The sequence below is a fragment of the Brevundimonas sp. SGAir0440 genome, assembly GCF_005484585.1.
In the GTDB taxonomy this organism is placed as follows: Bacteria; Pseudomonadota; Alphaproteobacteria; order Caulobacterales; family Caulobacteraceae; genus Brevundimonas.
Genome location: NZ_CP039435.1, coordinates 1,247,857 through 1,259,454, shown reverse-complemented (window position 1 = coordinate 1,259,454; position 11,598 = coordinate 1,247,857). Strand labels below are relative to the sequence as shown.

Here is an 11,598-nt window from a genome sequence, read left to right as displayed (position 1 = left end):
GCATGAAGGCGCGCGCTAGAGCCGACACATGACCGAGATCGTGATCCGCCCTGCCCGCCCCGAAGACGCCGCCGCCCTGGGCGCGCTGGGGCGCCAAACCTTTATCGACACCTTCGTCGAAGGGTTCGGCATCCCCTATCCCGAGGCGGACCTGAACGCGTTTCTGGACGCCAGTTTCGATCTGGAGCCGACGCTGAAGAAGTTGGCGGAGCCCGACTGCGCCTGGTGGGTGGCTGACCGCGAGGGTGAGCTTCTGGCCTTCGCCAACGCTGGCCCCAACGGCCTGCCCCACCCCGAGGCTCGATCGTCGCACATGGAACTTCGCCGGCTTTATGTGTCAAAGGCGGCGCAAGGTCTCGGGCTGGGAACCCGACTGCTGAAACTGTCTCTGGACTGGATGCAAACCCACACGGACGGACCGCTGTGGATCGGCGTCTGGAGCGGCAACGACAAGGCTCAGCGCCTCTACGCCGCCTACGGCTTCGACAAGGCGGGGGAATACGACTATCCCGTCGGCGCCTGGCGCGACCGCGAGTTCATCTTGCGGCGCGACTGATCCGGGTTCACATCCCTCTCATGCTTTTGCCCTTCTTCACCGCCCTGCGCGACGCCAAGGTTCCGGTGTCCATGAAGGAATGGCTCCATCTGATGGAGGCCATGGATCGCGACGTGGCGGGGCGGGAGGTCGAGGCCTTTTATCACCTGTCGCGCGCGGTGCTGGTCAAGGACGAGAAACACTATGATCGGTTCGATCAGGTGTTTGGGACGGTGTTCAAGGGCGTCGAGTCGGTCGGGGCGGGCGAAGACCTGACCACCGATATTCCCGAGGACTGGCTGCGGCTGCTGAACGAAAAATATCTGACCGACGAAGAGAAGGCTCAGATCGAGGCGCTGGGCGGATTCGACAAGCTGATGGAGACGCTGAAGCAGCGCCTGGAAGAGCAGAAGGAGCGGCACTCCGGCGGCTCGAAATGGATCGGCACGGGCGGGACCAGCCCCTTTGGACACGGCGGCTACAATCCCGAAGGCGTTCGCATCGGCGGTCCGGGCAAGCATGGCCGGGCGGTCAAGGTGTGGGAGAAGCGCGAGTTCAAGAACCTGGACGACACGGTCGAACTGGGCACCCGCAACATCAAGGTGGCGCTGCGTCGTCTGCGCCGGTTCGCCCGACAGGGTGCGCCGGACGAGCTGGATATCGACGGCACCATCGACGGCACGGCGCGTCAGGGCTGGCTGGACATCCAGATGCGGCCCGAGCGGCGCAATACGATCAAGGTGCTGCTGTTCCTCGACATCGGCGGTTCGATGGACGGGCACATCAAGCTGGTTGAGGAGTTGTTCTCGGCGGCCAAGACCGAGTTCAAGAACCTGGAGTTTTTCTACTTCCACAACTGCCTCTACGAAGGCGTCTGGAAGGACAATTGCCGCCGGCACACCGAGCGGATCCCGACCTGGGATCTGCTTCACAAATACCCCGGCGACTGGCGCGCCATCTTCGTTGGCGATGCGACGATGAGCCCCTATGAGATCACCATGCCCGGCGGCTCCGTCGAGCATTGGAACGAGGAGGCCGGCGCCGTCTGGATGAAGCGGGCGCGCCAGCAGTGGGAGAAGTCGGTCTGGCTCAATCCCGTTCAGGAGCGGTACTGGGACTATACCGCCTCCGTCGGCCTATTGCGTGAAGTGATGGAGCAGCGGATGTTCCCGCTGACGCTCGAAGGCCTCGACAAGGCGATGCGCGCCCTGACAAGGTAAGGGACGTTCGGGCGACCGCCTGAACCTTCACGAAGGGCCCGACCATGAACGCCGCCGCCTTCGCCTTGCTTATCCTCCAACAGACTGCGCCGACCGTCGTGGGGGATGCGCCCGCGCCGGAGGCGGTCGTCGAGACGCCGGCCCCACCCCCAGCGCACAATGTGCCTGCCTGGGGCCTGGCCGATCCCTTTGGCTTCGAGCGCGCACGGTGCAGTCCGCTGGTGCGCGGCGAGGCGTCCATGGCCGAATGCCAGACCGAGGTGCGCGAACAACTGGCCATCGCCATGGGACCGGACCTGCCGGAAGCTCTACGCCCCAGCGGCATGGCCGGCGACTGCCAGATGATCCGGGCCAGCGCCGGCGGTTCGGACTACGCGGTCCAGTGCGGCCCGCAGTCGCGCGTGGCGGCCGCGCCCTCGAACCTGCGCGAAATGGATTGTCGTCCGCGTCCGGTCCAAGGCGGGTTCAGCTCTGAGTGCCGCCCAGTCGATGGCGCCGACAAGAAGGGTCCGTCGTTGACCCTGTGGGGCGACAAGGATTGATCGAGACAGAAAAGCGCCGCCCGCTTTCGCGGACGGCGTTTCGCATCTTCGCGCATTTCTAGTGAGGCTTAGGCCTTGTCGCGCAGGCTGTCCTTGGCACCGCCAACGGCGTTCTGAACCTTGCCTTCGACCTGATCGGCCTTGCCTTCGGCTTGCAGCTTGGTGTCGCCGGTCATCTTGCCGACGCCTTCCTTGATCTTGCCGCCGATGTTCTTGGCGGCGCCTTCGATACGGTCATGATCAGCCATGGAAATCTCCTGTTTTCTTCGCCGCGACAGGCCGTTGCGGTTCGCAAAATAAACGATTTCCCCAAGTGGCTGTTCCGTACGGCTCAGCTTGGACGGCGCAGCCACACGGCGACAGCCCAGGCGTGGGAATCGTGACGCAAGCGCGAGATGGCGAAGGTCGGATCCAGCCACACCAGCGTGTGATCATCCTCGCATTTCGCATCGGGATTTTCGGCCGCCACGGTCGCCGTCCAGAAGCCGCCGACATTGTTCACCGGCTCGCGGGTCGAACGCACGAAGTACTGGCTGGCCTCAGCGATGCGGTTCAGAGGCGTGACCGTCAGGCCGGTTTCCTCAACGAATTCGCGGATCAGGGCCTGAACCTCGGTCTCCTCCATATCCACGCCGCCTCCGGGCAGATCGAAATAGGGACCGGTCTCGCGCTCTACGCGCACACAGGCGATCAGGCCGTCGCGCTCGACGATGCCAAACGCGGTGGCGCGGTGACGATAATCCGAAGCGGGTTTGCGAACGCCGAACTGCAACATGATGAAAACCGACCCTAAAGGTCGAACGACAGCCTGGCGCGCACGCCCTTGTGGGCGTCGTCGAACTCGACCGCCGACCGCAGACCCGACGCCATGGCGGAAATGATCTTGGCGCCCAGACCGGTGCCCTTCGGCGTGCCGTCGCCCATACCGGGACCGTCGTCCTCGACCGTCAGCATCACGCGATGCTCGCTCTCGCGGCGCATATGAATGCGAATCTCGCCCCCCTGCCCGGGGGCATAGGCATATTTGACCGCGTTGGTGACCAGCTCGGTGACGATGACGCCGATCGACACGGCCTGGTCCGTCGTGACCGACAACGGCTCGGCGTCCAGCGTCAGTTTGGGCGATCCTTCGTCCGGTCCGATGGACTTGGACAGTTCGTCCATCAGCCCGACCAGATATTCGTCCATCGCCACGTGGCTCATGTCGCCGGACGTGTAGAGGCGGCGGTGAACATGGGCGACGGCCTCGATCCTCGCCTGCGATTCGCGCAACGCGTCCTTGGCCCCCTGATCGGTGACGTGGCGCATCTGCAAGGACATGAAGCTGGACACCAGTTGCAGCGAGTTGCCGACCCGGTGGTTGACCTCGCGCAGCATCGCCTCGGCCCGATCCCGCGCCAGGCGGATTTCTTCCTGCGCCAGTTGGTTCTCGCGCTCTAGTCGACGGCGCGACAGGGCGTCCTCGAGCGCCGAACGCAACAGGGAGGTGAAGTCCTCCGTCACATCCTTGATGACATAGTCCGCCGCGCCCGCGCGAAGGGCCGCGACGGCGATCCGACCATCCTGCGCGCCCGTCACATAGACGACCGGAGGCGGCGTGGTCAGGGCGAGGATATCCGGCAGGACGTCCAGCCCGTCTCGCGTCGGCATGTAGTGATCCAGCGCACAGATGTCGTACTCGCCCTGCTGCAACAGCTCCAGACCCGCATCGCCGTCTGGCGCGCAGGTGACGGCGTAGCCGTGACGCCCTAGCTCCTTTTCGACCAGCCGGGACAGACCCCGATCGTCGTCGATGTAGAGCAGGCGGATGGGCTGGGACGCGTCGATCGTCAGATCTCCGGCGCCTGGATCACCGACAGGAACAAGCCGAGCTGACGGATGGCGCCGGCGAAGGATTCATAATCCACCGGCTTGGTGATGTAGACGTTGCAGCCCAGGTCATAGCAGCGCTGGATCTCGACCTTGTCGTCGGTCGTCGTCAGCACCACCACCGGCGCGCGGCGAAGGCGCTCGTTGGCCTTCACCTTTTCCAGAATATCCGTACCCGACATATCCGGCAGGTTGAGGTCCAGCAGGATCAGCAGCGGACCATTGGTGAGGATTTCATCGCTGAACAGATAATCGAGCGCCGAACCGCCGTCGTCGAAATGCTTGATCTCGTTGTTGATGTTGGCCCGGCGGATGTTCTTTTCGATCAGCTTGGCGTGGCCGTGGTCGTCTTCGACCATGATGATTTTGACGGGTTGCGTCACAGCGCGCCTCCGGGTTCAGACAGGATCAGTCGTTTGGGGAATTTGAGCAGGAAAGTCGAGCCTTTACCGAGCTCGGACTCCACGTCGATGGTGCCGCCCAGGCGGCGCACGCTGTTTCTGACGAACGCCAGCCCCAGACCTTCGCCGGATCGGTCCTGTTTTCCGGAGCGGCGGAAGAGTTCGAAGATCCGCTCGTGGTCTCGCGGGGCGATGCCCCGGCCGTTGTCCGCGATCCGGTAGACGACCCAGCCGCCCGGTACGTCCTCGCCCGATACGACGATCTCGCCAGGCCGGTCGTGATCCAGATATTTGACGGCGTTGTCGATCAGATTGCCGACGATCTGCTCCATCGAAATGCGGTCGCTTTCAATCTCGGGCAGCGACTGCACTTCGATGCGCGCACCAGAGGCTTCGGTCTGGTGGTGGACGCTGTTGGCGATATTCTGAGCCATCGTCGTCATATCGAGCGGCTCCGGGAGCAGGTTGCGACGACCTTCACGCGACAGCTTCAGGATGGCGTTGATCAGCCGGTCCATCTTCTCGGTCGAGGCGCGGATAAAGCCGATGGCCTCGGGCATTTCCTCGCGCACGGCGGTGACGATCTCGGCATCGACCACGCGAGTCTTCTCGGCCTCATAGATCGCCTTGTCGACGATCTTGCCCGCCTGCTCCAGTTCGGAGGTGTAGCCCATCACATTGACCAGCGGCGCACGCAGGTCGTGACTGACGATGTAGGCGAAGCGCTGAATCTCCTCGTTGGCGCGCATCAGATCGCCGGTGCGCTCGCGGACCTTGTCCTCAAGGCTGGCGTTGGCGGCGTCCAGGGTCGCACGGGCGGATTGGATCTCGGCCACGTAGCGCCGCACCAGCCAGGCTGACAGCAGCGCCAAGACGATGACTAGAAGTCCTGCGATGGCGTTCATGACCACGGTCAGGACGCCGAACCGTTCCGACGCGACGCGTCGATCTTCGATCCGCTTCGACTTGAGCGCGTCGAATGTGTCCACGGCCGCGCGCAGTTCGTCCATGTAGCGCTTGCCCTCGCCTGAGCGCACGGCCTGAATCGACTGACCGATCCGTCCCTGCTGAGCCAGCGAAACGGTGCGCTCCATCTCGGCCCATTTGCGATCGGCCAGTCGATGAATAGGTTCGACGGTCGACTTCAGCGTCGGGTCCAGCGCCGCCCCCTCGTCCAGGAAGGCCAACGCCGGCGCCATATCCGCCCGCGCGTTTCGATAGGGTTCGAGAAAGTCGCTGCGTCCGGTCAGCAGAAAACCCCGCTGGGCCGTCTCGGCGTTCAGCATGGCGATCAAGGTGGTGCGCGCCGCCCGGCGCATCTGCTGAGCGTGTTCAATGCTCTGGTTCACTGACGCCGTGCGCTGGATCATCACGAACGTCGTCGCATTGACCAGGATCAGCAGCCCGAACACCAGGACCAGCATCGCCGACATGGACCGGGCCAACGACGGCGTACGCATGAAGTCGCGCAGGCGCGACCATTGGGATCGGGGGTTCGGACTCATGACGGCGGAGCTTTAGCGGGGCGCGTCGCCGCGTCAAATGTCAAACTGCCCAGCCGGCGGGATCAGACTTGGCCCAGGGTCCGCAACCGGGCCTTGGGATGGATCTCGTTTTGGCTCATCACCACCGTCTGTCCTCGGAAGCGCTCGATGATCGATCGCACATAGGGCCGCGTCATCGGGCCGGTGAGCAGCACCGGGTTCTCGCCCGTCATGGCGATCCGCTCGAAGGTGTCGCGCACGGCGCGGATGAAGTCCTGAAGGCGCGACGGCGCCATGGCCAGTTGCTTGTCCTCGCCATTGCCTATCAGGCTTTCGGCGAAAGCGTTTTCCCATTCCGGCGACAGGGTGACGATGGGCAGGGCCCCTTCGCCGTCCTTGTTCTGCCAGCACAGTTGGCGGCCCAGGCGCGCGCGGACGTGTTCGACCAGGGTCGTGACGCTGGAACTGTGCGGCGCGGCCTCGGCCAAGCCTTCCAGGATCGCCGGCAGGTCGCGGATCGACACCTTTTCCCGCAACAGCGACTGCAACACCCGCTGCAGCGTCGTGACGGTGACCACGCTGGGCACCAGTTCCTCGACCAGCTTCTTCTCTTCGGCGCCCAGTTCCTTCAGCAGCTTCTGCACCTCCGCATAGGACAGCAGATCGGCCATGTTGTCTTTCAGGATCTCGGTCAGATGGGTCGTCAGGACCGTTGACGGATCGACAAGCGTATAGCCCCGGAACGTCGCCTCTTCGCGCAGGCCTTCCTCGATCCAGGTCGCCGGCAGGCCGAAGGCGGGCTCGCGCATATGCTCGCCCGGAAGTTCGACCTGGCGCCCCGCCGGATCCATCGCCATCAGGTGGCCCAGCCGCACCTCGCCCGCCCCCGTCTCCATCTCCTTGATGCGGATGGCGTAGCCTTGGGTCGGCAGGCGCATGTTGTCGAGGATGCGCACCTGGGGAATGACGAATCCGTATTCCTGGGCCAGCGATCGGCGCAGGGCGCGGATTTGGTCGGTCAGGCGCCGTCCCTCAAGATCGTTGATCAAGCTGAGCAGCGAATAGCCGAGTTCGATCTTGACCTCGTCGATGGTGAGGACGTTGGCGATCGGCTCTTCGACGTCTTCCTTGGGTTTTGCGGCCGCTGCCGCCGCCGCGATCTCCGCCTCTGTCGGCTGAGGCTTCAAGCGATTGCGGCCCAGTCGCCAAGCCATGAAGCCCGAGCCGATGGCGAGGGCCGCGAACGGGATCAGCGGCATGCCGGGGATCAGGCCGATCAGACCGGCCGCGCCCGAGACCACGCCCAGCGACACCGGATTGGTCGCCAGCTGCGTCACCATCGCCTTGTCCGCCGTGCCTTCGACGCCCGCCTTGGACACCAGGAAGCCGGCGGCGATCGAGATGATGATGGCTGGCACCTGCGTCACCAGACCATCGCCGATGGTCAGTTGGACATAGGTATTGGCGGCCTCCATCGCCGGCATGCCGTGTTGCAGCGTGCCGATCAGGATGCCGCCGATGGCGTTGATGAAGGTGATGATCAGACCGGCGACGGCGTCGCCGCGCACGAATTTGGAGGCGCCGTCCATGGCGCCGAAGAAGGTTGATTCCTGCTCCAGCTCCTTGCGGCGCAGCTTGGCCTGATCCTCGGTGATCAGACCCGACGACAGATCGGCGTCGATGGCCATCTGCTTGCCCGGCATGGAGTCCAGGGTGAAGCGGGCGGACACTTCGGCGATCCGGGTCGAACCCTTGGTGATGACGACGAAGTTCACCACCAGAATGATCGCAAAGATGATCACCCCGATGATGAAGTTGCCGCCCATCATCAGCTGACCGAAGGCGTTGATGACCTGACCCGCCGCGTCGTGACCTTCCTGGCCGTGGGTCAGGATCAGGCGCGTGGAGGCCAGGTTCAGGCCCAGCCGGAACAGGGTCGAGACTAGCAGCACCGTTGGGAAGATGGCGAAGTCCAGCGGCCGCTTCATCATCACGGCGGTCATCAGGATCAGCACGCTGGACACCAGCGAGAAGGCCAGCAGCAGGTCCAGCAGGAACTTGGGCACAGGCAGGATCAGCAGCATGATCACGCCGATCACGCCCACCGCCATCAGGACTTCGCCGCGGTTCAGCCACCCGATCACGTCGCGTCCCGTCGGGCGCGCCATGCCGTCCCTCATCAGGATCGGCGCATCAGCCACGACCCAAGACCTTCAGTGCGCGACGCGTCGCCTCGGCGATCACGGCCGCATTGGCGTCGTCAGACGTCGCCCGGTTGGCGTGGTAATAGGCGGCGACGATCACGGGTTGGCCGTTCGACGGATACAGCAGGCCGATGTCATTAGTCGGCCCATAGCCCCCCGTCCCCGTCTTGTGCGCCACCCGCCAGTCCGCAGGCGTCCCAGCCCTAAGACGATTCTGACCCGTAGGCGTATCGGTCATCCACTGCAGCAACAGGGCGCGTGACGCTGCGGTCAGGGGCGAGGCGGGATCCAGAAAAAGACGTTGGAGATTGGCGACCGATTGGTTGGGAAGGATGGTGTCCTTGTCGCCGTCCAGACGATTCATCTCCGGCTCGAAACGGTCCGAGCGGGTGCTGTCGTCGCCGATGCCGCGATAGAAGGTCTGCATCGCCGACGGGCCGCCCATGGCCTTCAGCAACAGATTGGCGGCGGGGTTGTCGCTGACCTCCACCGCGCCCTTCATCAACTGCTCAACCGTCAGGCTGGCGCCGACGGCGGGCTCGGTGACCGGCGCGTGGTTGATCATGTCCGCAGCCGTTATGGAGATGCGGCGGTCCAGTCGCTCCTGCCCGGCCTGCGCCCGCAACAGGGTGGCGGCGGCCAGATACATCTTGAAGGTCGAGCAATAGACGAAGCGTTCGTCGCCGCGCCAGCCCAGTTTACGGCCCGTCGCCGCGTCCTGAACGACGAAGCCGAGACGGCCGCCATTGCGCGTTTCCAGGTCGGACAGGTCAATGACCTCGTCTGACACAGGGGCGGGCGCCGCAGGGCGTGATTGCGCGCGCGGCGAACAGCCGACCGCGCTCAGGGCGGCCAGCCCCGTCAGGACGCGTCGGCGCTCCACGGGTGCGCGCATGGGTTCAGGCCGCGTAGCCCGAGGCGGAGACGCCGCTCATCGGCGCCGGAATGGCCGTGCCCTCATCGGCGTATTCGTTCAGCTTGTTGCGCAGGGTCCGGATCGAGATGCCCAGGATGTTCGCCGCATGCGTGCGATTGCCCAGGCAGTGCGTCAGGGTGTCCAGGATCAGCGTCTTTTCCATCGCCGCCACGGTCTGACCCACGAAGCTGCGGGTCACGGCGTCGGCCGCCTGGGCGGCACGCGCAGCCACTCCGGCTTGCGGCGCCTCATAGGCCTGTCCCGCCATCATGCCCGCGCCCATGCCGCCCAGCGGCTGACCGTCCGGCAGGCGGATGGCGTCGACGTCGATCTCCGGGCCGGTGGCCAGCAACACCGCGCGGTGCATGGCGTTTTCCAGCTCGCGGACGTTGCCCGGCCAGCGATGGGCCGAAATAGCCTGACGCGCGGCGGCCGAGATCGGACGCACCGGCACGCCGTTGGCGGCGGCGTATTTCTTGATGAAGTGGTCGGCCAGCACCACGATGTCGCCGGGCCGCTCGCGCAACGACGGCAGGCGCAGGTTCACCACATTCAGGCGATACAGCAGGTCTTCGCGGAAGGCGCTCTCCGCCACGGCCTTGGCCAGATCGCGGTTCGAGGTCGCGATGATGCGGATGTTGACCGAGACCGGCTTGGAGCCGCCGACGCGATCGATGACGCGCTCCTGGATGGCGCGCAGCAGCTTGGCCTGAAGCCGGGCGTCCATTTCGGAGATTTCGTCCAGCAGAAGCGTGCCGCCGTCGGCCTCTTCAAACTTGCCGATGCGGCGCGCGACGGCGCCGGTGAAGGCGCCCTTCTCGTGACCGAACAGTTCGGATTCCAGCAGATTGTCGGGAATGGCGGCGCAGTTGACGCTGATGAAGGGGCGCTCGGACCGGCGCGAATGCTCGTGCAGATAGCGCGCCATCACCTCCTTGCCGACGCCGCTTTCGCCGGTGATCAGGATCGAGGCTTCCGAGCGCGCGACCTGGTCGGCCAGCTGCAGCACCGCCTTCATCGAGGGGTCGGCCGAGATCATCGGCTTTTCGTCGTCGGCGACGGCCGACAGGACAGCGGCGATCAGTTCGGCGTCGGGCGGAAGCGGAATGAACTCCTTGGCGCCGGCCTTGATGGCGGCGGCCGCCTCTCGCGCATCGGCGTCGACGCCGAAGGCCACGACCGGAATGGTGATCCGCTCGGCCTCGTTGGCGGCGATCAGGGCGGCGATGTCCAGCTGATAGTCGACCATCAGCAGGTCGGCGCCCTGCCCCCGGCGCAGTTGCTCGGTCGCCTGGTCGGCGCGCTCGACGTGATTGACCTTGGCGCCGTGCGCCATGGCCATCTTCACCGCCGAAGCGAGCTGGCCGCTCAGTCTGCCTACCACCAGAAGACGCATCGTTCTTCTCCTCTAATCTCTAAAGCCGGTCGCCAATCAGGCGCCCGAGTCCTCGGTCTTGATGATTTCCGTCATGGTCACGCCCAGCCGGTCGTCAACGACCACGACCTCGCCGCGCGCGATCAGGCGGTTGTTGACGAAGATGTCGATCGCCTCTCCGACCTTACGGTCCAGCTCCAGCACCGAGCCCTTGTTCAGCTTCAGCAGCTGGGCCACCGACATGTGCGACTTGCCCAGAACGGCCGAGATGTTGACCGGCACGTCGAAGACGGTCGCCAGGTCGGCGGCGCTCTTTTCGCCGCTGTCGTCCAGGGGCGGCAGGCCCGAAAGGCCGGAGAATTCCTCCAGCGCCAGGTCGTCGGATGCCATCAGAACATGCTCCTTTCGACGGGAAGGGTTTCGGCGTGTCCGGCCTCGGCGGCCAGGGCGGCGGTCAGGGCCTCGGCGACACGGTCGGCCGAACCTTGCGGATCGTGATCGGCGCGCCCGTCGGCCCATTCCAACTGGAAGGCGGCCTGAGCCATGCCCGGTTCATCGCGGAAGGCGACCACGCCGGTAAAGCCGCTGTCGGCGCAGGCGCGCTCGATCAGGCCGCGCGCCTCGTCATCCAGACCCGAGGCGCGAACGACCAGACGCGGCGAGGCGTCGATCTCCTGCGCCAACAGTTCCAAAGCAGCTTTCAGCGGCGCATGCGGAAACCGGTCTAGAGCGGCCCCGGCGATGGTGCGCGCAGCAGCCAGGGCTAGGTCAGCGGCCTGTTCGCGGTGCGCTTGGGCCACAGCCTTCAGGGTCGGCATGGCCGAGGTCACAGCCTGGGCGATGTTGCTCAGGGCCATGGCGCGGATGTTTTCGACCTCGCTGAGCGCCTGCTCGCGCGCTTCCAGACGCCCTTGCGCGACCAGGGCGTCAACCTCCGCCGGCAGATAGGAGCGTTTGGCCGGCGTCCAGGCGCCAGGGCGCACGACCGCGCCGTCCGCGTCGAACTCGGTGTCGAAGGCGAAGAGGCGTCGGATTTCAGGGGACTGGGTCAT

General features: G+C 65.1%; 13 protein-coding genes. 3 read left to right on the top strand and 10 right to left on the bottom strand.

Annotation, left to right across the window (positions count from 1 at the left end):
* Positions 1 to 28: 28 nt before the first annotated feature.
* From E7T10_RS06080 to E7T10_RS06070, 3 genes are read left to right on the top strand one after another with little or no spacing between them, the layout of a single operon-like run.
* Positions 29 to 556 carry a GNAT family N-acetyltransferase gene (locus E7T10_RS06080; RefSeq protein ID WP_137721112.1) on the top strand — a complete coding sequence of 176 codons (528 nt, stop codon included), beginning with the start codon at positions 29 to 31 and terminating at the stop codon, positions 554 to 556.
* A 20-nt stretch (positions 557 to 576) separates the two neighbouring features.
* Complete coding sequence (locus tag E7T10_RS06075; RefSeq protein ID WP_137721111.1) at positions 577 to 1,755, top strand: VWA domain-containing protein; 1,179 nt, start codon at positions 577 to 579, stop codon at positions 1,753 to 1,755.
* Positions 1,756 to 1,799: 44 nt separating this feature from the next.
* A complete protein-coding gene (locus tag E7T10_RS06070; RefSeq protein WP_137721110.1) occupies positions 1,800 to 2,297 on the top strand; it encodes a hypothetical protein in 498 nt (165 codons plus the stop codon).
* A 68-nt stretch (positions 2,298 to 2,365) separates the two neighbouring features.
* Here E7T10_RS06070 and E7T10_RS06065 read toward each other — a convergent pair whose 3' ends face one another.
* From E7T10_RS06065 to E7T10_RS06020, 10 genes are all read right to left on the bottom strand, one after another.
* On the bottom strand, positions 2,366 to 2,545 hold the full coding sequence (locus tag E7T10_RS06065; RefSeq protein ID WP_137721109.1) for a CsbD family protein: 180 nt from the start codon (positions 2,543 to 2,545) through the stop codon (positions 2,366 to 2,368).
* Between the two features lie 83 nt (positions 2,546 to 2,628).
* A complete protein-coding gene (locus tag E7T10_RS06060) occupies positions 2,629 to 3,072 on the bottom strand; it encodes an NUDIX domain-containing protein (RefSeq protein WP_137721108.1) in 444 nt (147 codons plus the stop codon).
* Between the two features lie 14 nt (positions 3,073 to 3,086).
* Positions 3,087 to 4,064, bottom strand: coding sequence for a histidine kinase dimerization/phosphoacceptor domain -containing protein (locus E7T10_RS06055; protein ID WP_246846144.1), 978 nt, complete (start codon positions 4,062 to 4,064; stop codon positions 3,087 to 3,089).
* 62 nt (positions 4,065 to 4,126) lie between these two features.
* Positions 4,127 to 4,549: a response regulator gene (locus E7T10_RS06050; protein ID WP_231576585.1), complete on the bottom strand. Its 423-nt coding sequence runs from the start codon at positions 4,547 to 4,549 to the stop codon at positions 4,127 to 4,129.
* On the bottom strand, positions 4,546 to 6,072 hold the full coding sequence (locus E7T10_RS06045; protein ID WP_210416167.1) for a CHASE3 domain-containing protein: 1,527 nt from the start codon (positions 6,070 to 6,072) through the stop codon (positions 4,546 to 4,548). The genes E7T10_RS06050 and E7T10_RS06045 overlap by 4 nt, the downstream gene beginning before the upstream one ends.
* A gap of 62 nt (positions 6,073 to 6,134) precedes the next feature.
* A complete protein-coding gene (flhA, locus tag E7T10_RS06040; RefSeq protein WP_137722571.1) occupies positions 6,135 to 8,231 on the bottom strand; it encodes a flagellar biosynthesis protein FlhA in 2,097 nt (698 codons plus the stop codon).
* A 13-nt stretch (positions 8,232 to 8,244) separates the two neighbouring features.
* Positions 8,245 to 9,150: a class A beta-lactamase gene (gene bla / locus E7T10_RS06035; RefSeq protein ID WP_137721106.1), complete on the bottom strand. Its 906-nt coding sequence runs from the start codon at positions 9,148 to 9,150 to the stop codon at positions 8,245 to 8,247.
* A gap of 4 nt (positions 9,151 to 9,154) precedes the next feature.
* A complete protein-coding gene (locus E7T10_RS06030) occupies positions 9,155 to 10,567 on the bottom strand; it encodes a sigma-54-dependent Fis family transcriptional regulator (RefSeq protein WP_137721105.1) in 1,413 nt (470 codons plus the stop codon).
* A 36-nt stretch (positions 10,568 to 10,603) separates the two neighbouring features.
* Positions 10,604 to 10,936 carry a flagellar motor switch protein FliN gene (gene fliN / locus E7T10_RS06025; protein ID WP_039246916.1) on the bottom strand — a complete coding sequence of 111 codons (333 nt, stop codon included), beginning with the start codon at positions 10,934 to 10,936 and terminating at the stop codon, positions 10,604 to 10,606.
* Positions 10,936 to 11,598 (bottom strand): flagellar assembly protein FlbE, encoded by a 663-nt coding sequence (locus E7T10_RS06020; protein ID WP_137721104.1) that lies wholly within the window; start codon positions 11,596 to 11,598, stop codon positions 10,936 to 10,938. Before E7T10_RS06020 ends, fliN begins: the two co-directional genes overlap by 1 nt.